The 19546-nt window shown below is 71.6% G+C and carries 20 protein-coding genes; 14 read left to right on the top strand and 6 right to left on the bottom strand.

Going from position 1 to position 19546, the window contains the following annotated elements; translation table 11 throughout:
* Positions 1-4: 4 nt before the first annotated feature.
* From F0L68_RS30485 to F0L68_RS30465, 5 genes are all read left to right on the top strand, one after another.
* Complete coding sequence (locus F0L68_RS30485; RefSeq protein WP_149853305.1) at positions 5-211, top strand: hypothetical protein; 207 nt, start codon at positions 5-7, stop codon at positions 209-211.
* Positions 204-701: a hypothetical protein gene (locus F0L68_RS30480; protein WP_149853304.1), complete on the top strand. Its 498-nt coding sequence runs from the start codon at positions 204-206 to the stop codon at positions 699-701. The genes F0L68_RS30485 and F0L68_RS30480 overlap by 8 nt, the downstream gene beginning before the upstream one ends.
* 18 nt (positions 702-719) lie before the next feature.
* Positions 720-920 carry a hypothetical protein gene (locus tag F0L68_RS30475; protein WP_149853303.1) on the top strand — a complete coding sequence of 67 codons (201 nt, stop codon included), beginning with the start codon at positions 720-722 and terminating at the stop codon, positions 918-920.
* A 78-nt stretch (positions 921-998) separates the two neighbouring features.
* Complete coding sequence (locus tag F0L68_RS30470; RefSeq protein ID WP_149853302.1) at positions 999-1538, top strand: DUF1697 domain-containing protein; 540 nt, start codon at positions 999-1001, stop codon at positions 1536-1538.
* Between the two features lie 85 nt (positions 1539-1623).
* Positions 1624-2163, top strand: a complete 540-nt coding sequence (locus F0L68_RS30465; protein ID WP_149853301.1) for a methylated-DNA--[protein]-cysteine S-methyltransferase — start codon at positions 1624-1626, stop codon at positions 2161-2163.
* 78 nt (positions 2164-2241) lie between these two features.
* On the opposite strand, the gene F0L68_RS30460 is transcribed toward F0L68_RS30465, so the two are convergent.
* Both F0L68_RS30460 and F0L68_RS30455 read right to left on the bottom strand, forming a co-directional pair.
* On the bottom strand, positions 2242-4368 hold the full coding sequence (locus tag F0L68_RS30460; protein WP_149853300.1) for a putative Ig domain-containing protein: 2127 nt from the start codon (positions 4366-4368) through the stop codon (positions 2242-2244).
* Between the two features lie 314 nt (positions 4369-4682).
* On the bottom strand, positions 4683-6341 hold the full coding sequence (locus F0L68_RS30455; RefSeq protein WP_149853299.1) for an FAD-binding dehydrogenase: 1659 nt from the start codon (positions 6339-6341) through the stop codon (positions 4683-4685).
* 127 nt (positions 6342-6468) lie between these two features.
* Here F0L68_RS30455 and F0L68_RS30450 point away from each other — a divergent pair, with 127 nt between their 5' ends.
* The gene (locus tag F0L68_RS30450; protein WP_149853298.1) at positions 6469-6849 is read left to right on the top strand and encodes a VOC family protein; all 381 of its coding nucleotides are present in this window, start codon (positions 6469-6471) and stop codon (positions 6847-6849) included.
* A 79-nt stretch (positions 6850-6928) separates the two neighbouring features.
* On the opposite strand, the gene F0L68_RS30445 is transcribed toward F0L68_RS30450, so the two are convergent.
* The 4 genes from F0L68_RS30445 to F0L68_RS30430 form a co-directional block, all read right to left on the bottom strand.
* Positions 6929-7468 (bottom strand): hypothetical protein, encoded by a 540-nt coding sequence (locus F0L68_RS30445; RefSeq protein WP_149853297.1) that lies wholly within the window; start codon positions 7466-7468, stop codon positions 6929-6931.
* Positions 7469-7834: 366 nt separating this feature from the next.
* Complete coding sequence (locus tag F0L68_RS30440; RefSeq protein ID WP_149853296.1) at positions 7835-9028, bottom strand: kynureninase/PvdN C-terminal domain-containing protein; 1194 nt, start codon at positions 9026-9028, stop codon at positions 7835-7837.
* Complete coding sequence (locus F0L68_RS30435; RefSeq protein WP_149853295.1) at positions 9025-9816, bottom strand: tryptophan 2,3-dioxygenase; 792 nt, start codon at positions 9814-9816, stop codon at positions 9025-9027. The genes F0L68_RS30440 and F0L68_RS30435 overlap by 4 nt, the downstream gene beginning before the upstream one ends.
* Complete coding sequence (locus F0L68_RS30430) at positions 9813-10640, bottom strand: PaaX family transcriptional regulator (RefSeq protein WP_149853294.1); 828 nt, start codon at positions 10638-10640, stop codon at positions 9813-9815. The genes F0L68_RS30435 and F0L68_RS30430 overlap by 4 nt, the downstream gene beginning before the upstream one ends.
* Positions 10641-10885: 245 nt before the next feature.
* Between F0L68_RS30430 and F0L68_RS30425 the strand changes: the two genes are divergently transcribed.
* The 8 genes from F0L68_RS30425 to F0L68_RS30390 all read left to right on the top strand — a co-directional run bounded on the left by F0L68_RS30425 (position 10886) and on the right by F0L68_RS30390 (position 19540).
* A complete protein-coding gene (locus F0L68_RS30425; protein ID WP_149853293.1) occupies positions 10886-11689 on the top strand; it encodes an LLM class flavin-dependent oxidoreductase in 804 nt (267 codons plus the stop codon).
* A 28-nt stretch (positions 11690-11717) separates the two neighbouring features.
* A complete protein-coding gene (locus F0L68_RS30420) occupies positions 11718-13841 on the top strand; it encodes an oxidoreductase (protein WP_149853292.1) in 2124 nt (707 codons plus the stop codon).
* A gap of 40 nt (positions 13842-13881) precedes the next feature.
* Positions 13882-14688: a creatininase family protein gene (locus F0L68_RS30415; protein WP_149853291.1), complete on the top strand. Its 807-nt coding sequence runs from the start codon at positions 13882-13884 to the stop codon at positions 14686-14688.
* Positions 14681-16258 (top strand): benzoate-CoA ligase family protein, encoded by a 1578-nt coding sequence (locus tag F0L68_RS30410; RefSeq protein WP_223199266.1) that lies wholly within the window; start codon positions 14681-14683, stop codon positions 16256-16258. The genes F0L68_RS30415 and F0L68_RS30410 overlap by 8 nt, the downstream gene beginning before the upstream one ends.
* Positions 16255-16986, top strand: a complete 732-nt coding sequence (locus tag F0L68_RS30405) for an SDR family NAD(P)-dependent oxidoreductase (RefSeq protein ID WP_223199265.1) — start codon at positions 16255-16257, stop codon at positions 16984-16986. The genes F0L68_RS30410 and F0L68_RS30405 overlap by 4 nt, the downstream gene beginning before the upstream one ends.
* The gene (locus F0L68_RS30400; RefSeq protein WP_149853290.1) at positions 16983-17810 is read left to right on the top strand and encodes an enoyl-CoA hydratase family protein; all 828 of its coding nucleotides are present in this window, start codon (positions 16983-16985) and stop codon (positions 17808-17810) included. Before F0L68_RS30405 ends, F0L68_RS30400 begins: the two co-directional genes overlap by 4 nt.
* A 147-nt stretch (positions 17811-17957) precedes the next feature.
* The gene (locus tag F0L68_RS30395; RefSeq protein WP_149853289.1) at positions 17958-18371 is read left to right on the top strand and encodes a RidA family protein; all 414 of its coding nucleotides are present in this window, start codon (positions 17958-17960) and stop codon (positions 18369-18371) included.
* The gene (locus tag F0L68_RS30390; protein WP_149853288.1) at positions 18371-19540 is read left to right on the top strand and encodes an acyl-CoA dehydrogenase family protein; all 1170 of its coding nucleotides are present in this window, start codon (positions 18371-18373) and stop codon (positions 19538-19540) included. The genes F0L68_RS30395 and F0L68_RS30390 overlap by 1 nt, the downstream gene beginning before the upstream one ends.
* Positions 19541-19546 lie beyond the last annotated feature (6 nt).

Genomic DNA, 19546 nt, shown 5'->3' with positions numbered 1-19546 from the left:
GTCAATGGACGGCGAGCAGGAGCCCGAGTACGTCGACGAGCCGCATTTCCAGCTGGACAGCCTCGAGGTGCCGGCACCGGACGGCGCCGACTTCACCGACGAGCACGTGCAGTGGGCGCTGGCGGCCCAGTTCCCCGACCACATCACGGGCATCGACTACAGCCAGGCCGAGCAGCAGCAGGCGCAGTACGGAGGCGAGTCCATTGCCTGATCCCGATGGCCCACACTCGCAGTTCAACGTCAATCTCGGGCTGGACGCGCTGAGCGGTCAGTTCAACTTCCAGTTCCAGTACACGCTCGCGGACCTGCGGCTGGAACACCTGGAGGGCACGCTCGGCGAGCTGGACATCCTCAGCGACCCCGCGTTCCAGTTGCAGTTCCCGACCTCGCCCGGCCCGGTCCAGGCCGGCCTCATGGTCAACTTCCTGCACTGGAAGCTGCCGCAGCTCGGGCCGGTCATCGCGAGCGTGGCCGTCCAGGGCGCGACGAACTACCTCGACACGCAGGGCTGGCAGCTCGCCCCGAGCCTGAACGGCGACATCCGGCTGGCGCAGGCGAAGTGGCTGGTGCTCAGCGGCAGCGGCGGCTGCAACGTGAACTTCTTCGGCGGCGGCGCGCGCGTCGAGCCGTCCGCGCAGGTCACCATCGGCGTCGAGTTCGTGCTGGACCCGCAGCACATCCTGCGGTTGCAGAACCACTAGCGCGGCTATCGTGGGGGCATGGGACTGTTGGGTGAGCTGTTTCCCGGGCGCAAGCTGAAAAGCGAGAGCGACGGCGAGAACGGCTCCGGCCAGGGCGCCGACCTCGGGCCGCTCGACCTGGACGCCGGCGTCGTGTACCTCCGCCGCCGCGCGCCCCTACCGACCGAGACGGACACCGACGCCGACGCCGACGAGGGTTCCCCGGCCGATCAGGACTGATCAGGACTGATCAGGCCGGCGAGGACCGGCCGGGTCAGATCGGGGCAGGCCAGGGAACGATCACCTACGATCGGCGGCATGGCGACTCTGGCCGCGTTCCTGCGCGGCATCAACGTCAGCGGCCGCAACAAGATCCCGATGCCGCGGCTGCGGGAACTGGTGACGGGCCTTGGCTACGGCTCGGTCCGCACGCACCTCCAGACCGGCAACGTGGTGTTCGACGCGGGCCGCACCTCGCCAGCGGACGCGGAACGGGCGATCGAGGAGTGCCTGCTCAAGGAGCTGGACCTCGACGTGCCGGTGTTGGCACGGACGCCCGAGGAGCTGGCCGCGATCGCCGCCGCCGACCCGTTCGGCGAGCGCGCGAACGACCCGGCCAGGTACGTGGTCAACTTCCTGTCCGCAGCACCGGATCTCGAGCTGCTCGGCCAGCTCGACCCCGCCAGGTTCGCGCCGGACGAGTTCGCGCCCGGTGTCCGGGAGATCTATGTCTGGTGCCCCAACGGGATCGGCAGGACCAAGCTGCTGCACTCGCTGTGGGAGAAGCGCCTCGGCGTCACCGCGACGGCACGGAACTGGAACACGCTCACCGCGATGCTGGACCTGACGGCCGAGTAGCGACTTTCGGACGGCGCTGCCAGGGGCGCAGGGTCGTGTCGGATTTCCGCCAGCCGAGGCGTTGCCGGCGGACGAGACTTGTGGCATGCACGCAACGAGAGACCGCGAGACCGCGACCGGACACCGCTCGCACACCGTCCTGGACAGCCCGGTCGGCCCGCTCACGGCGGTCGCCGTCGACGGCGTCCTCGCCGGCCTGTACATGCACGAGCAGCGGCACCGGCCGCCCGCCGAGACGTTCGGCGTGCCGGACGACGAGCCGTTCGGCGCGGTCGCCGACCAGCTCGCGGACTACTTCGCCGGTCGCCGCACGGAGTTCGACCTGCCGATGACGTTCCTCGGCACGCCGTTCCAGCGGCGGGTCTGGACCGCGCTCCTGGACATCCCCTACGGCGAGACCGTGTCCTACGGCGAGCTGGCCGAGCGGATCGGCAGCCCGACCGCGGCGCGGGCGGTCGGCCTGGCCAACGGGAAGAACCCGATCAGCCTGATCGTGCCGTGCCACCGCGTGGTCGGCGCCAACGGCGACCTCACCGGCTACGGCGGCGGCATCGACCGCAAGCGGCAGCTGCTCGCCTTCGAACGCGGCGCCGAGGACGCCCCGACCGGACTGACGCTCTGGTGACCTCGGTCCCAGCAAAGGCGGAGGGCGCCCCGGCGGCGTAGCCGGGACGCCCTCCGCGTCGGTCGGTCGGCTGAACTCCTAGCCGACAATCCTGTGCTGCGACCAGAACGAGGTGAGGTCGGTCGAGGTGCGGGCCTGCGCCGCCGCCTTGAACTCGGCGGTGGTCGAGACGCCGTACCAGTGCGACTGCGCGTAGTCCTTGAGGAACTGCGCCATCACCGAGGAGCCGAGCACACCGGCCAGGTCGTGCAGGGCGCACTTCCCGTAGCCGTAGACCACTGTGGAGTACCGGTCGGAGTGCTGGTCCCAGTACGCCATCGAGTTGGTGATCCGCTCGTCCGCGCCGGCCCACGACACGTTGTTCCAGCAGCCGACGCCGTTGTCACCGAAGTAGACGTCCGTCGCGTAGTCGGCGAAGGACTCGTCCAGCCACGGGCCGTTGTACTGGTCGTCGCCCACGATCCCGTACCACCACTGGTGGGCCAGTTCGTGCACCAGGGCCGTGTTGCTGATCGTCTCGAGGATGAAGCCGGGGTACTCCATCCCACCGAACCAGAAGTTGTTGTCCAGCACCACGTCTACTTCGCCGTACGGGTAGGCGCCGTACTTCGCGGAGTGCGAGTCCATCGCCTGCGCCGCGGTGTTCAGCATGCTGGTGGCGCTGCTGGAACTCACGCCGCTGACGGCGTAGGTGTTCACCCTGACGCCGGTGGACGAGGTCGTGCTCTGCTTCGCGAACGGCCCGGCGCCCCAGGCGAAGTCACGCACCTTGGCCGCCGTGGCCGTGGTGACCGTGCGACCGGACGTGCCTGGCTGGTCGGTGCTCGTGCCGGTGGCCGGCACCAACACCGAGGTGGGGTGGTCGAGCACGACGTTGAAGTCGCTGGCCAACGTGTAGAACGACTCGCCGTTGTTGGTGTAGGGATCCAGGTGCCAGCCGCTGCCGTCCTTGAGCGCCAGCACCGGCAGCGCGTTGCCGATGAAGCTGTACGCGCCGTCCCGGCCGAACCGGTCGGAGTTGGCCGGCACGTCGATCACCAGGTTGAACCCGATGGTGGCCTGCTGCCCCTGGTTCAGCGGCGTCGGCAGCGTCACCTTCAGCGCGGTGCAGTTGACCTCGAGGCTGCCGGCGGTCCCACCGGTCACGTTGCTGACCGTGATCGGGGTGGTCGGGCAGCTGCCGTGGTAGTTGTCCCACAGCCGCAGGTACGCCTCGGCCAGCGGGGTGGCCGAGGCGTTGGCGAAGGTCACGTTCTCGGTACCGGACCAGTGCGCGCCGGTCGAGTCGCTGGTCAGGTTGACCGCATAGCTTGCCTGGTAAGGAGTTCTGGTGGTGTCGGTGCCGCCGGGCGGGTTGACCGTCCAGGTGAACGACGCCGAGCCCGACTTCCCCGAGGTGTTCGTCGCCGTGACGGTGACGGAGTAGGTGCCCGCGGTGGTCGGGGTTCCGGTGATCAGCCCGGAGTTCGCCGCGACGGACAGCCCGGTCGGCAGGCCGGTCGCCCCGTAGGTCAGCGTCGAGCCGCCAGGGTCGGTCGCGGAGATCTGGAGGCTGGCGGCCTTGCCGACGGTTCCGGTCTGGTTGCCGGGCGAGGTGACCGTCGGGCCGGACGGCGTGCCACCGGTGCCGGTCAGCGACACGTCGTCGATGGCGAAGCTGGTCGCCAGCGAGGAGTCCTCGACGCCGTTGAAGGTCAGCGTGACGGTCTTGCCCGCCTGGCCCGACACGTCGAAGGTCTTCTGCGTGTAGCCGTTGCCGGCGTCCTTGTTGGAGTAGGTGGCCAGCGTGGTGCCGCCGAGCGAGACGGTCAGCACGTCGTAGGCGGTGTTCGGGTCCGTTTCCTTGGTGTCGATGTGCAGCCAGTACGACAGGCTCGCCTGCGTGCAGTCGGCCGGGATGGCGAGCTGCTGGGTGAGGGTGTCGGTGTGCGTCGAGCCGTAGCCGTCCAGCCAGGCCAGGTGGCTGCCGCCGTGCGCGGCCTCGCCCTGGGTGTTGTCCACGACGATCGTGTCGTTCTGGGCCCAGGGCGTCAGGCCGCTCTCGAAGCCGCCGTTGCCGACGACCTCGCCGGCGCAGGCGGCCGGCGCGTGCGCCGGTGTCGCCGGCTGGGTGGCGGCCTCGCCGATGAACCCGGGTTGTGCGGTGGTGATGCCGATGACCAGCGCGAGGCTGGCCAGACCGGCAAGGGTCGTTCGCCGTTGCATCAGTCCGTCCTTTCCGGAGGACCACGACACCGCCTCGTCGCGGGCGCGCGGGATCGTCCGCGCGTCTCGGCCGGAGGCGGTGACAGGGGCAGGGAATGCAGAGCGAAAGCAGAGAAGCAGAACGCAGGGACTAGCCGACCGTCGGACGGCCGACTCGATGATAGGAGACGAACTGCCGTCAACAAACGAGCCGATGGGCTGTTTTTATGACTATTCCTCGATAATGATTATCGCCCCGGAAAGCGCATTCGGCCGCGTCGCGGGTCCGTGCCGCGCGCCCTTTCGGCGCGGCACGGACCCGCGAGGTCGGTCGCTCAGCCGACCGCCCGCGCCGCCGCGCGGCCGGCGACCCGGCCGGAGAACAGGCAGCCGCCGAGGAAGGTGCCCTCCAGCGCGCGGTATCCGTGCACGCCGCCGCCGCCGAATCCGGCGGCCTCGCCGGCCGCGTAGACGCCGGGCAGCGGCTCGCCGGAGTCGGTGAGCACCCGGCCGGACAGGTCGGTTTCCAGACCCCCCAACGTCTTCCTGGTCAGGATGGACAGCCGCACCGCGACCAGCGGCCCGGCGGCCGGGTCGAGCAGCCGGTGCGGCTTGGTCGCGCGCATCAGCCGGTCGGTGACGAACCGGCGGGCCGCGACCGTCGCGGCGATCTGCGCGTCGTTGCCCAGCCCGGAGTCCGCCTGCCGGTCGCGGGCCAGCACCAGTTGCTCCAGCGCGGCCGGGTCGATCAGCGGCTCGCCGACCAGCTCGTTCATCTTCGCGGCCAGCTCGGGTATGGTCCGGCCGAAGACGAAGTCCTCGCACTTCCTGGCGAACTCCTCGACGGGCCCGACCGCGCCGGGCAGCGCGCGCTTGACCACCAGGCGGGCGTCGCGGCCGGTCAGGTCGGGGTTCTGCTCCGAACCGGACAGGCCGAACTCCTTACCGAGGATCCGCTGGTTCAGCAGGAACCACGAGTGCTCGTGCCCGCCCCTGACGATGTGCTCCACGGTGCCAAGCGCATCGAAGCCAGGGAACAGCGGGGTGGGCAGCCGCTGGCCGGTCGCGTCCAGCCACAGCGGCGATGGGCCGGACAGGATGCGGATGCCGTGCCGGCTCCAGATCGGCGAGTGGTTGCGGATCCCCTCGGGGTAGTGCCACATGCGGTCGGCGTTGACGATCCGGCCGCCCGAGGAGTTGACCACCTCCAGCATGCGCCCGTCCACGTGGTCGGGGACGCCGGAGAGCAGGTGCTGCGGCAGCCTGCCGGCGCGCGCAGGCCAGTTCCTGCGCACCAGCTCGTGGTTGCCGCCGATGCCACCGGAGGTCACGACCACCGCCTGGGCGCCGAACTCGAACTGCCCGGCGACCGCGCGGGAGCTGGGCGCCCCGCGCTCGACGTTGCTGGCCTCCAGCACCTCGCCCTCGATGCCGGTGACGACCCCAGCCTCGGTGCGCAGACCCGTGACCCGGTGCCGGAACCGCAGCGTGACCAGCCCTCGGGCCCGTGCCGCGAGGACCCGGCGCACGAACGGCTCGACGATGCCGGGGCCGGTGCCCCAGGTGATGTGGAAGCGCGGCACCGAGTTGCCGTGCCCGCCTGCCAGGTAGCCGCCGCGCTCGGCCCACTGCACGAACGGGAACCAGCGCACTCCCATGTCGTGCAGCCAGGCGCGCTTCTCCCCCGACGCGAAGTCGACGTAGGCCTGCGCCCACTGCCGCGGCCAGCGGTCCTCGTCGTCGCGGTCGAACGCCGCCGAGCCGAGCCAGTCCTGGAGGGCCAGCTCGGTCGAGTCGTGCACGCCGAGCCTGCGCTGTTCGGGGGAGTTCACCAGGAACAGGCCGCCGAAGGACCAGAACGCCTGGCCGCCGAGGGACTGTTCGGGTTCCTGGTCGACCAGGATCACGCGTCGGCCGGCGTCCGCCAGCTCAGCCGTGGCGACCAGACCAGCGAGGCCCGCGCCAACGACGATCACATCCGCATCGTCTGCCATCACGGCAGGATATGACCACGGCCCCGCGCGCCGGGCGAACCCGTCGTCAAAGTCGCGCAGAATCACCTTGAGCCACGGCCCCGCGTGCCGACAGGCGAACCACCCTGGTCTCCGCCAGACTCCCGTCATGGACCTTCGGCTGGAGCTGGTGCCGATCCCCGTCGCGGACGTGGATCGCGCCAAGTCCTTCTACAGTGGGCAACTCGGCTTCGTGGTGGACTTCGACCACCGGGTGAGCGACGACTTCCGGATCGTGCAGCTGACGCCGCCGGGATCAGCCTGTTCGATCGCCTTCGGTGTGGGGGTCATCGACACGCCGCCCGGCTCGGTCCGGGGCCTGCACCTGGTGGTCGCCGACATCGACACGGCACGCGCGGAGCTGCTCGGTCGGGGCGTGGACATCAGCGAGGTGACCGACCTCAGCGCGCCGGGCAAGCCAACCGTCTCCTATGCGGGCTTCGCCGACCCGGACGGCAATACCTGGACCCTCCAACAGGTTCGCGACTGACGGAACCGGGTGGAAAGGGAATGCCCACACGCAATCCCTTTTCCACCCGGCCGGCTCCGCGCGACCACCGGCCGTCAGGTTATTGCCAGGACACCGAAAGGCTGGTCGACGTCAGCGACTGAAGTCCGGCCGTCGCGCAGTCGGAGTTGCTGTGAATCTCCCGTGGTGACGCGTTGGCCGTGTCGCCCGTCAGCGGACCGTCCGTGAACACGGCCATGAAGACGGGCGGATTGACCGTCGTGTCGACGGTGATGTGGAACTTGCTTACCTCGCCGGTGTTCCAGAACAGCACGGCGTCCTCGTGGATCACCATCTGCGGCAGCGGCGCGCACGGAGCGCTGGCCGCCTTGGTGGCGTCCCCCTTGCCGACCCTGACGCCCGACTTCAGCCTCGAGAAGGTTCCATTGGGGGACGTGCAGTCCACCAGGCCTCCCTCGACGTCGGTCTTCGCGGTGGTGTGCGTGGCGTCGAGCGCCGGGGTGAAGTTGAACTGGAAGTTGCCGTCGTTGCACGTGAGGTCGCCCGTGGCGGCCTGCGCGGTACTGGCGGTGGTGATCGGCAGGAGCATTGCCGCCACGAATGCGAACAGTGCGACCAGCGTGCCGCGTCTGCTCCTCATCCAACGGGATCGTTGACCGTCATAACCCTGTTCCATAGCCGGGGATTTCCTCATGGGATTCTCCTCCGAGAGATGTTGCACACGGGTGTTTGATGGGTGGTCGTTACACCTGAAAGGGTGATACCGGACGTCCTCCATTCGATATAAGGAGGTCGTCTGAGTGGCGGTGCCGTGGCTAGTCTTGCCCGCCCATTAGCACACGACAACCCCCCTTATAGAGTGAATTCGTCACCCATTAGAATCGGCCGTTCTCCGCCACTGTTCGACCGGCGTTCGAACATCGCGCCGCAATAGACCCAAACGACGACTGAACGCGGACGAGCCCCTCCCCCGTTCGGCCGAACGGCCGAGAGGCCCGCCGCGCCGTCAGAGCGCCCGCAGCGCCTCACCGAGCGCGGCCACCGAGGACACGAGCTGCTCGTCGGACAGATAGGGCGCGGGGCCGAAGCGCAGGAACTCGCCGCGGCTGTCGGTGAGTACGCCGCGCCCGGCCAGCGCCCGCTGCAACTCCCCCGCCCTGGGCGTGCGCAGCGACACGAACCCGCCGAACTCGGTGCGCGGCGCGGTCCGGTCCCTGGTGATCAGCTCCTCCGGCGCGTCCAGCGCGTCGAACTCCTCGGCCAGCAGGCCGGTCTGGTGCAGGTAGGACTGCCGCAGGAACTCCGGGGTCAGCCCCTGCTCCGCGAAGAAGGCGAACACCCGCGCGGCCCGGTAGTTGCTGGTCGGGTCGTAGGTCGAGCCGGCGAAGCGGGTCGCGCCGGGGCCGTAGCCGACCAGCCCCGGCCGCCGCTCGGCCAGCGCGTCGAACTCCGCGTACCAGCCGGTGATCACCGGGCGCAGGTCCTCGGCCTGCCTCGGCAACCGCAGGAAGCAGTTGCCCTCGCCGAGCTGGAGGTACTTGTAGCCGCCGCCGACGATCCACGCATCCCCGAGGCCGAGGTCGTGGATGGGCAGCGGCACCGCGCCAAGCGCGTGGTAGCCGTCGACCAGCAGCTCGACCGACCGCTCCCGGCACGCGGCGGCCAGGATGCCGAGGCCGGGCACGATCCGCGAGGTCTCGAACAGCACCGCCGACACCAACACCGCGGCGGTCCGGCCGTCGATCTGCTCGGCCAGCCGCTCGGCCAGCGTGTCGGCGGGCTCCGCCGGCACCGCGACCACGTCGACGCTCGCCTCGCGGAGCCTGGCGAGCTGCCGGCGCAGCGTGTGGAACTCGCCGTCGGTGGTCACCAGCCGGGGGCGACCTGGCAGGTCGAGCGCGGACAGGAAACGGATCACCAGCTCGTGCGTGTTGGCGCCCAACGCGATCTCGCCCGCCGGGTCGCCGAGCAGCGTTCGGTAACCCGCGCGCACCTCGTCGGCCTTGGCGAAGGCCCGACCCCACTTCTCGTCAACGCACTCGGCCGCGTCCTCGAACGCGCGGACCTGGCCCTCCAGCGCGACATCCGGCCACGCCTGGTGCGAGTGGCCGGACAGCAGCAGCCGGTCGGCCACCCGGAACCGCGAGTAGTGCGCGGCGAGCGCGTTGGGCGAGCGACGCAGCTCGTCGAGGGTCGTCACAGCTCGCTCCGCACGGCCCACAGGTCGGGGAAGACCGGGCTGAACAGGGTGGTGCGCAGGTAGGCCGCGCCGGAGGAGCCGCCGGTGCCCGCCTTGTCGCCGATGGTGCGCTCCACCATCTTCACGTGCCGGTAGCGCCACTCCTGCATGCCCTCGTCGAAGTCGACCAGCCGCTCGGCGACCTGGGCCGCCTCGCGGTCGTCGTGGTAGGCCGCCAGCAGCACCTGCTGGACCTCCTCGGACGGCTCGGCCTGCTGGCCGGGGTCGCGGTCGAGCCGCTCCTCGGGCACCGGGTAGCCGAGCACGGACAGGTAGCGCAGGAAGGAGTCGAACAGCGACGGCCGGGTCATCGCCTCGACCAGCGTCGTGCGCGCGTCACTGCCCTCGGGGTAGTGCGCGAAGGCGCGCCGGTCGCGGCGGCCGAGGATGATCTCCAGCTCGCGGAACTGCGCCGACTGGAAACCGCTTGACGCGTCCAGCCTCGTGCGGAAGCTGGTGAACTGCCTCGGCGTCATCGTCTCCAGCACGTCGATCTGGGCGACCGCGACCTTCAGGATCCGCAGCACCCGGTGCAGCGTGTGCAGCGCGTGCGCGGAGTTGCCCTCCGCGAGCCTGCCCTGGAGGTGGCGCAGCTCGTGCAGCAGCTGCTTGAACCACAGCTCGTAGACCTGGTGGATGACGATGAACAACATCTCGTCGTGCTCGTCAGACCTGGGCCGCTGGGCGTCCAGGATGTCGTCGAGCGCGAGGTAGGAGGTGTAGGTCAGCGCGGCGGACTGGTCAGTCATGGGGTGGTCAATCTGTCGAAGTGCCGCTGAGCCGGTTCGGCCAGCGCTGGATACAGGTGGTGGAACACCATCACGGCCTCCGCGCGGTGCTCCGGTCGGGGTAACAGATCCTCGGGCAGCTCGGGGTCGAGGAACGGGAACTGCCGGAACGTGTGCACGAGCCTGGTGCGCAGCAGCAGGGCGGCCCGGTCGTCCAGGGCGGCGCGCGCCGCGTCGGACCGGTACCGGCCGAAGTCGGCCAGGAAAGCCCGGTAGCGGGCCGCCAGGTCGTCGAGGTCCCAGACGCGGGCGACGAACGACCCGAAGTCCAGCGCCTCGGCGGGATGGCCGAGCAGCAGGCCGGCGTGCCGGCCGACGTCGAGCTCGGCCAGCAGGTCGGCCACCTCCCGCTCGCGGTCGTGCGGGGCGATCCAGGTACCGTCCTGCACCTGGCCGAAGCCGAGGAAACGCAGCCTGCGCACCAGGCGTTCCCTGGCGAGGCGGCGATCCTCCGGGATGGCGTGCCAGAGCACGGTCCACCTGGTCGCCGGGCGGGTCTCGCGGCCGAGGGAGAAGATGCGGCGGTCGCCCTCGGCCAGCACGGCGCGGATCCGCGGGGTGAGCGTGTAGTGCACCAGGCGGCCGTCCCTGACCCGGTCGAGCAGGCCGCGGCCGACGAGCCTGGTGAGCGCGACCCTGGCCGCGCCCTCGGAGAAGCCGAACTCGGCGAGCAGCGCGACCAGCCCGCCGGACCACACCTGTCGCCCCTCCTGCGGCCCGACGTGGGCCCCGAGCAGCGTGACGACCAGGTCCTGCGGGGCGGGCTCGAACGCCTCGACCGACATGGCGCTCAGTCTATACACCGCAGCGCGGTGAGGCGTAAACTATTGAACGCAGGCAGCCCGACAAGGAAGAACCACCTTCGCAACCTGACCACCCGGGCGCGGTCAGGTGGATGAGCTACAAGGCAGGCGTTCGTGACTCGTACGGCGGTACTCGAACGGACGCCAACGCCGTAGATCGCCGCCTGAGCGTGCCCTAGGCGACCACCCGAGCAGGTCTTGGACACCAGTGTTTAAGGAGGTCGGCGTTGCTGGTTGGTATCGGTCTTCCCAACACCACTCCCGGGGCGGACGGCGCGTTGCTGCTGGACTGGGCGCGCCGCGCGGACGCCGGCCCGTTCTCCACGCTGGCCGTGCTGGACCGCCTCGTCTACGACAGTGTCGAGCCGTTCACCGCGCTGGCCGCCGCCGCGGCGGTCACCTCGCGGATCGGGCTCGCCACGATGATCGCCATCGGCCCGCTGCGGTCCGCCGCGCTGCTGGCCAAGCAGGCAGAGTCCGTGCAGACCATCTCGAGCGGGCGGCTCACCCTCGGGCTCGGCGTCGGCGCGCGACTCGACGACTACGAGGCCGCCGAGGTGTCGCACCGCGACCGGGGCGCGCGGCTGTCCGACCAGCTCGCCCACCTGCGCGACCCGGCCCGGCCACCGCTGGAGCTGCTGGTCGGCGGCGGCAGCGGCGCGACGTTCGCCAGGATGGCCCGCTACGCCGACGGCTACGCGCACGGCGGCGGGCCGCCTCGGGCGTTCGCCTCGGCCGCCGCGCGGGCCTCGGCCGCGTGGCACGATCTCGGCCGGCCCGGCAGGCCCCTGCTGTGGGGCCAGGGCTACTTCGGCCTCGGCGACCCCGACCGCGGCACCGCGTACCTGCGCGACTACTACGACTTCCTCGGGCCGTTCGCCGACCGAATCGCCGCCGGCAACCTGACGACCGGCCACGCGATCCGGGACTACGTCAGGGGTTACGCGGCAGCGGGCTGCGATGTGCTGATCCTGCTGCCCACGGTGTCCGACCTCGCCGAGGTCGACCGGCTCGCCGAGGTGATCGGGTGACCACCGGGGCCGACCCGGGGGCGGCGACATGAGGATCACCGTGGTCGGCGCGGGTCCGGCCGGGCTGTATCTGGGGATACTGCTGAAGAAGGCGGACGCCGCGCACGAGGTGACGATCCTGGAGCGCAACGCCCCGGACGCCACGTTCGGCTGGGGCGTGGTGTTCTCCGAGGAGACACTCGGCGCGCTGCGCGACGCGGACTTCCCTACCTACCTGGAGATCACCGACACGTTCGCCCGCTGGGACTCGGTGGACATCCGCTATCGGGACCGGCTGCTGCGCTCGCGCGGCCACACGTTCTCCGCGATCGCCAGGACCAGGCTGCTGAACATCCTGCAACGCCGCTGCCTCGAACTCGGTGTCACGCTGCGGTTCGGCGTCGAGGTGGACGACCCGGCGGCCCTGGCGGCCGAGGCCGACCTGCTGGTCGCCGCCGACGGCGTGAACAGCATGGTGCGGCGCGCGCACGAGGCCGAGTTCGGCAGCAACGTGACGCCGCAGGGCTGCAAGTACGTCTGGTTCGGCACGGACCTGGTGCTGGACGCCTTCACGTTCGTCTTCCGGCAGACCGAACACGGGCTGTTCCAGGTGCACTCCTACCCGTTCGACGAGAACACCAGCACGTTCATCGTGGAGTGTCCCGAAGCGACCTGGCGGCGCGCCGGCCTCGACGCGGTCGACGAGCGGGGCTCGATCGGCTTCTGCGAGGCGCTGTTCGCCGAGGACCTCGCCGGGCATCGCCTGCTGTCCAACCGATCCACCTGGCTGAGCTTTCCAAGGGTGCGCAACTCTAGTTGGCACCACGGCAACATCGTGCTGCTCGGCGACGCGGCGCACACCGCGCACTTCTCCATCGGCTCCGGCACCAAGCTCGCCATGGAGGACGCCGTCTCGCTGGCCAACTCCCTGGTGCGGCACGGAAACGTCGCCGCAGCGCTGGTCGACTACGAGCTGGAACGACAGCCGGTGGTCGAGCGGTTCCAGCAGGCCGCCGGGGACAGCGCGGGCTACTTCGAGCGGGTCGGCGCCTACACGCGGCTCGGCCCGATCCAGTTCGCCTTCAACCTGTTGACCCGCAGCGGCCGGATCAGCCACGCCAACCTGGCAGTGCGTGACCCGGAGTTCGTGCGGGTGCTCGACACCTGGTTCACCGACGACGCGCTCGGCCGGCCGCCACTCCCCGCCCTCACCCCGCCGCCGGCGTTCGCGCCGCTGCGCATCGGGAACCTGGTGCTGCCCAACAGGATCGTGCGCGCGGCGCGGGACGGCGACCTCTCCTCGGCCGCGCGCGGCGGCGCCGGCCTGGTGCTGACCGGGCTGGTCACGGTGAGCCAGGACGGCCGCACCGAGCCGGACTGCCCGACGCTGTGCGCGGACCGCGACGTCGAGCGGTGGCGCGGCCCGGTCGCCGAGGCGCACGCGGCTGGCGCGCTGGCCGGGGTCCGGCTCGGGCACGCCGGCCGGCGCGGCGCGGCGCGCCCGGCCAGGCACGGCGTCGACCTGCCGCTCGGCGCGGACGGCTGGCCGCTGCTGGCCGCGTCGGCGCTGCCGTACCTGTCGCGCAGCGCGGTGCCGAAGGAGGCGGACGCGGACGACCTGGCGCGGCTGCGCGCCGACTTCGCCTCGGCCGCGGCGCGCGCCGCCGAGGCCGGTTTCGACGTGCTGGAACTGGATCTGGCGCACGGCCACCTGCTGGCAGGCTTCCTGTCGCCGCTGACCAACCGCCGCGAGGACGAGTACGGCGGCGACGCGGCCGGCAGGCTGCGCTTCCCCATCGAGGTGCTGCGCGAGGTCCGCGCGGTGTGGCCGAGCGACCGGCTGCTTGCCGTGCGGCTCACCGTCACCGACTGGGCGCGCGGCGGGCTGACCGTGTCCGACGGCGTCGCGGTGGCGCGGGAGCTGATGGCGGCCGGGGCCGAGCTGATCCACGTCGAGGCCGGCCAGACCGTCGCCGAGAGCCGCCCGCAGTACCGGCGCGGCTTCCTCACCGGGCTCAGCGACCGGGTGCGCGCGCAGGCGGCCGTGCCGACGCTGGTCGGCGGCTACCTGACCACGCAGGACGAGGTGAACACGATCGTCGCCGCAGGACGCGGCGACCTGTGCCTGGTCGAGCTGGCCGAGACCGATCTGGACCGGGCGGCGGTCGGATGAGCGGGCGCGGCGCCACCGAGGGTGAGACGGGAGGACACGAGTGACCGAACTCCACTTCGCGAACCTGACCTCGCCGCAGGCCGCGGCGCTCCTGACGACCGAGCGGAAACCGGTGCTGCTGCTGCCCGTCGGCGCGGTCGAGCCGCACGGACCGCACGCGCCGCTCGGCACCGACCCGCTGATCTCCGCCGGCATGTGCGAGCGCGCCGCGCGGCGACTGGCCGACGATCCCGAGGTGCGGGCGCTCGTGCTGCCCGCGCTCCCCTACGGCGTCACGCGCTTCGCCGAGGGCTTCGCCGGCGCGGTGCACGTGGCGGGCGACACGCTGCACGCGCTGGTGGTCGACGTCTGCACGGCCGTGATCGACCAGGAGTTCCGGCACGTCGTCGTGGTCAACAACCACCTGGAGCCCCAGCACATCGCCACCCTGCAACGCGCCGTGGACACGGTGTCCGCGCGGCGGCGGGTGCTCGTCGGGTACCTCGACCTGACCCGCAGGCGCCGGGCCGAGCGGCTGACCGAGGAGTTCCTGGCAGGCGAGTGCCACGCCGGCCGCTACGAGACCTCGCTCGTGCTCGCCGACCGACCGGACCTCGTTGACACGGAACAGATGCGCGAGCTGCCTGCGGTGTCGGTGAACCTGCCGGCCGCCATATCCGGCGGGCAGCACAGCTTCGCGGCCATGGGCATGGACAAGGCGTACTGCGGAGCGCCGGCCGAGGCGACCGCGGCGGAGGGGCAGGCGACCTTCGAGGTGCTCACCGACCTGCTGGTCGAGGTGATCCGCGACCTGGTTCGCGGCACCGGCGGGCGGGACGAGCCGAGGCGAGGGAGGCCGGGTGCCTGACGTGTCTGGTGCACTGGAGCCGCCCCGTCGGTTCAACGTGACGAGCTGGTTCCTCGACCGCAACGTGGCCGAGGGCCGCGCGGACCGGCCGGCGCTGGTGACCGACGACGGCGCGACGACCTACGGCGACCTCGCCGCGCTGACCAACCGGGTCGGGAACGTGTTGCTGTCCCTTGGTGTGCGGCGGGAGCAGCGGGTGCTGCTCGCGCTCGGCGACGGCGTGGCGTTCGTCGCGGCCTGGTACGCGGTGCTCAAGATCGGCGCGGTCACCGCCGAGGTGTACACCTACCTGCGCCCCAAGGACTATCGTTACTACCTCGACTACACCGAGGCCGAGGTGGTGATCGTCGACGGCACCACGCTCGGGCCGTTCCGCGAGGCGATCGCGGCCGGCAGTCGGCCGAGGCACCTGCTGGTGGTCGGCGTGCCCGAGGCCGAGCTGCTGCCCGGCGAGCTGTCCTTCGACGGCCTCGTTTCCCAGGCGCCGCAGGACCTCTCGGCCGCGCCGACCACGAGCGACGACATCGCGATCTGGAAGTTCACCACCGGCAGCACCGGCGCGCCAAAGGCGTGCGTGCACCCGGCGAGCAGCCCGTGGCACAGCTTCCAGCGCTACGCGCGCGGCGTGCTCGACCTGCGGGCGGACGACCTGGTGCTGCCGGTGCCCAAGCTGTTCTTCGGCTACGCGAGGGATCTCGCCGCGCTGTTCCCGTTCGGCGTCGGCGCCGCCGGGCTGATCTTCCCCGACCGCGCGACACCGGAGCGGATCTTCGAGCTGATCGCGCGGCACCGGCCGACGATCCTGGTGAACGTGCCGACCATGATGAGCGCCATGGTGGCCCATCCCGCCGCAGGCGCCGCGGACCTGAGCTGCCTGCGGATGTGCACCTCGGCGGGCGAGGCGCTGCCGGAGGAGCTGGGTCGCAAGTGGGACAACGCCTTCGGCGTCGACGTGCTCGACGGCATCGGCTCGTCGGAGCTGTACCACATCTACCTCTCCAACCGGCCGGGACAGGCGCGCGCCGGCACGCTCGGCCAGGTGGTGCCCGGGTACCGGGCGCGGGTGCTCGACGACCTCGGCGCCGACGCGCCGGACGACGAGGCCGGCGTGCTGGAGGTCAGCGGCGACACGGCCGCGCTGGCGTACTGGGGCGCGCCGGAGAAGTCGGCGGAGACCTTCCACGGTTCGACCGTGCGGACCGGAGACCTGTTCAGCCACGACGCCGACGGGTACTTCCGGTACCGGGGCCGGGCCGACGACCTGCTCAAGGTCGGCGGCCGGTGGGTCGCGCCGGCCGAGATCGAGAACTGTCTGCTCGGCCATCCCGACGTCGTCGAGTGCGCGGTCGTCGGCTACCACGCGGAGGGACTGGTGCTGCCCATGGCCTTCGTGCAGTTGCGGGCCGGCGTCGACGGGTCCGCCGAACGCGCCGACACCCTCCGACAGTTCGTGCGGGCCGCCCTCGCCGCGTACAAGGCCCCGAGGGAGGTGCGGTTCGTGACCGAGCTGCCCAAGACCGCGTCGGGGAAGCTCGACCGCCGCGCGCTGCGCGAGTTGGGGACGTCGTGACCGGGCGAGTCGTGGTGGTGACCGGCGGCGGCCGAGGTATCGGGCGGGCGATCGTGGCGCACTTCGCGGCCGGCGGAGACCGCGTGGTGGCCGTCGGGCGCGGCGCGGAGTCGCTGGCCGACTCGGCGGGGCGCGCCGAGGTCTGCGACGTCACCGACGAGGCTTGTGTCGCGGCGCTGTTCGAGCGGATCGGGCCGGTGGACGTGCTGGTCAACAACGCGGGAGTGGCACGGAGTTCGCCGCTGCGCCGCAGCACGCTCGCCGACTGGCACGCACAGCTCGACGTCAACGCGACCGGCGCGTTCCTGTGCACCAGGGCGGTGCTGCCCGGCATGCTCGACCGCGGCGGCGGCCGGATCGTCACCGTCGCGTCGACGGCCGGCCGGGTCGGCTACCGCTACACCGCCGGCTACACCGCGTCCAAGCACGCCGCCGTCGGGCTGATGCGGGCGGTCGCGGCGGAGGTCGCCGGCACCGGGGTGACCGCCAACGCGGTGTGCCCCGCGTTCGTCCGCACGGACATGACGACCGAGTCGGTGCGGCGCATCGCGGACCGCACCGGTCGGGGCGAGGCCGAGGCGGAGGCGGCGCTCGCCGCCACCTCGCCGCTCGGCCGACTGCTCGAACCCGAGGAGGTCGCCTTCGCGGTGGCCTTCCTCGCCGCGCCGGAGGCCGGCGTCATCAACGGGCAGACGCTCGTCCTCGACGGAGGAGGGATCCAGACGTGACCAGGTTCCGCGCGTCGGCCGGCTTCACCGAAAGCTGGCGGCACTTCGACTTCGACGTGTCCGACGGGGTCGCCACGGTGACGCTGTCCCGGCCGGACAAGCTCAACGCGTTGACCTTCGACGCCTACGCCGACCTGCGCGACCTGCTCGCCGAGCTGCCGCACCGGGGCGACGCGCGCGTGCTGGTGATCACCGGGCGCGGCCGGGGCTTCTGTTCCGGCGGCGACGTCGAGGAGATCATCGGTGCGCTGCAACGGATGGAGACCGCGGACCTGCTCCGTTTCACCAGGATGACGGGCGCGGTGGTCAGGGCGCTGCGGGAGTGCCCGCTGCCGGTGATCGCCGCCGTCAACGGCATCGCCGCGGGCGCGGGCTCGGTCATCGCGCTGGCCAGTGACTTCCGGCTGCTGGCGCGGTCGGCGGCGTTCGCGTTCCTGTTCACCAGGGTCGGACTGGCCGGGGCGGACATGGGCTCGGCGTATCTGCTGCCGAGGATCGTCGGGCTGGGGCGCGCCACCGAGCTGCTCATGCTCGGCGACAAGCTCGGCGCGGACCGGGCGCACGCGATCGGCCTGGCCACCGACGTCGTCGACGACGAGATGCTGGCCGAACACGCCGCCGCGCTGGCCCGCAGGCTCGCGGACGGGCCCGCCATGGCGTACTCCGCAACGAAGGTGCTGCTCACCCGCGAACTCGACCTCGACCTCGCCGGCGCGATCGAGCTGGAGGCGATGACCCAGGCGCTGCTGATGACCAGCGCGGACCACGCCGAGTTCTACGCCGCCTGGACCGCGGGCCGCGAGCCGCACTGGCGGGGCCGATGAGCATGTTCCCGCAACGAACTAGCACATCGCACGCCACAAGGCCGAAGGGAACACGACGGTGAGCACCCCGCATCGGATCATCACCGCACCCGAACTCGCCGCGCCGACCAGCACACTGCATGCCACAAAGCCGAAGGGAACACGACGGTGAGCACCCCGCATCGGATCATCACCGCACCCGAACTCGCCGCGCCGGTCGGCTTCGCGCACGCCGTGGTCGCCGCGCCGGGGGCCACCGTGCACCTCGGCGGGCAGACCGCGCAGGGACCGGACGGCTCGATCGTCGGCGACACCATCGCCGCGCAGCTGGACGTGGCCGCCGGGAACGTCGTCGCCGCGCTCGCCGCGGCGGGCGGACGGCCGGAACACCTGGTGTCACTGGTCATCTACGTCACCGACGTCGCCGAGTACCGGGCCGCGCTGCCCAAACTCGGCGCGGTCTACCGCAGGCACTTCGGCCGCCACTACCCGGCGATGGCGCTGCTCGGCGTCGCCGAGCTGTTCGACCAGGCGGCCAGGATCGAGCTGGTCGGGGTGGCCACCGTGCCCGAGGAGTCCTGATGGCCGACACGCGCCTGACCGACACGCACCTGACCGACGCGCAGCGAGAACTGTTGGCGCGCAGCGAGAAGCTCGCGGCCGGGGTGTTCGCGCCGATCGCCTCGGCCGGCACGCCGGGCGAGATCAACCGGCCGCTGCTCGCGGCGCTCGCCGAGCACGGCCTGCTCGGCCGGGTCTTCACCACCGACTCGGCCGGGACACACCGGCCGACGGTGCCGGCCGTCGACCTGTGCCTGCTGCGGGAGGGACTGGCCAGGCACTGCACCGAGGCGGAGACCGCGCTGGCGTTGCAGGGCCTCGGCGGGTATCCGATCCTCCAGGCCGGGCGGCCGGAGGTGATCGCGGAGTGGATCCCGCGCATCGCGAGCGGCGCGGCGGCCGCCGGGTTCGCGCTGACCGAGCCGGGCGCCGGTTCGGACGCCGGGGCGCTGGCGCTGGCCGCGCGGAAGGTGGCAGGCGGGTACCGGCTCACGGGCGAGAAGTCGTTCATTTCCAACGCGCCGGCGGCCGACGTGTACTCGGTGTTCGCCCGCACCAGCGAGGAACGCGGCTCGCGCGGGCTGACGGCCTTCGCCGTTCCCGGCGCCAGCGAGGGGCTGGACGGCGAGCCGCTGCGGCTGGTCTCCCCGCATCCCATCGGGGGGCTGCGGTTCACCGACGTGTTCGTGCCGGACTCGCACGTGCTCGGCGAGGTCGGGCGCGGCTGGTCGGTCGCGATGGGCACGCTGGAGTTGTTCCGCCCCAGCGTCGGGGCGTTCGCGGTCGGCATGGGCCAGGCGGCGCTCGACGCGGCGGTGGACTACGCGAGCGACCGCCAGGCGTTCGGGCGGCCGTTGCGGGAGTTCCAGGCGGTGTCGCACCAGTTGGCGGAGGTCGCGACCCGGTTGCAGGCGGCGCGGCTGCTGGTGCACAACGCGGCTGCCGCGCACGACGCTGGGCTGACCGGGATCGGCCATCTCGCCGCCATGGCCAAGCTGTTCGCGACCGAGACCGCGCAGTTCGCCGTGGACGTGGCCATCCAGGTGCACGGCGCGCGGGCACTGGAGCAGGGGCATCTGCTCGAACACCTGTATCGGGAAGTGCGCGCCCCACGGATCTACGAGGGCGCCTCGGAGATCCAGCGGGAGATCATCGCGCGGCAGCTGTTCTCGAGGAAACCAACGGACTGAGGCTCG

Source organism: Solihabitans fulvus (assembly GCF_008386585.1).
In the GTDB taxonomy this organism is placed as follows: Bacteria; Actinomycetota; Actinomycetes; order Mycobacteriales; family Pseudonocardiaceae; genus Solihabitans; species Solihabitans fulvus.
This window is presented reverse-complemented; position numbering and strand designations above follow the sequence as displayed.

Bases quoted from the DNA above. Each gene is read 5' to 3' on its own strand.
- F0L68_RS30485 (WP_149853305.1), top strand. From the start codon at position 5: ATGGACGGCGAGCAGGAGCCCGAGTACGTCGACGAGCCGCATTTCCAG.
- F0L68_RS30420 (WP_149853292.1), top strand. From the start codon at position 11,718: ATGAGGATCACCGTGGTCGGCGCGGGTCCGGCCGGGCTGTATCTGGGG.
- F0L68_RS30430 (WP_149853294.1), bottom strand. From the start codon at position 10,640: ATGTCGGTCGAGGCGTTCGAGCCCGCCCCGCAGGACCTGGTCGTCACG.
- F0L68_RS30465 (WP_149853301.1), top strand. From the start codon at position 1,624: ATGCACGCAACGAGAGACCGCGAGACCGCGACCGGACACCGCTCGCAC.
- F0L68_RS30435 (WP_149853295.1), bottom strand. From the start codon at position 9,816: ATGACTGACCAGTCCGCCGCGCTGACCTACACCTCCTACCTCGCGCTC.
- F0L68_RS30470 (WP_149853302.1), top strand. From the start codon at position 999: ATGGCGACTCTGGCCGCGTTCCTGCGCGGCATCAACGTCAGCGGCCGC.
- F0L68_RS30450 (WP_149853298.1), top strand. From the start codon at position 6,469: ATGGACCTTCGGCTGGAGCTGGTGCCGATCCCCGTCGCGGACGTGGAT.
- F0L68_RS30445 (WP_149853297.1), bottom strand. From the start codon at position 7,468: ATGAGGAGCAGACGCGGCACGCTGGTCGCACTGTTCGCATTCGTGGCG.
- F0L68_RS30455 (WP_149853299.1), bottom strand. From the start codon at position 6,341: ATGGCAGACGATGCGGATGTGATCGTCGTTGGCGCGGGCCTCGCTGGT.
- F0L68_RS30475 (WP_149853303.1), top strand. From the start codon at position 720: ATGGGACTGTTGGGTGAGCTGTTTCCCGGGCGCAAGCTGAAAAGCGAG.
- F0L68_RS30460 (WP_149853300.1), bottom strand. From the start codon at position 4,368: ATGCAACGGCGAACGACCCTTGCCGGTCTGGCCAGCCTCGCGCTGGTC.
- F0L68_RS30390 (WP_149853288.1), top strand. From the start codon at position 18,371: ATGGCCGACACGCGCCTGACCGACACGCACCTGACCGACGCGCAGCGA.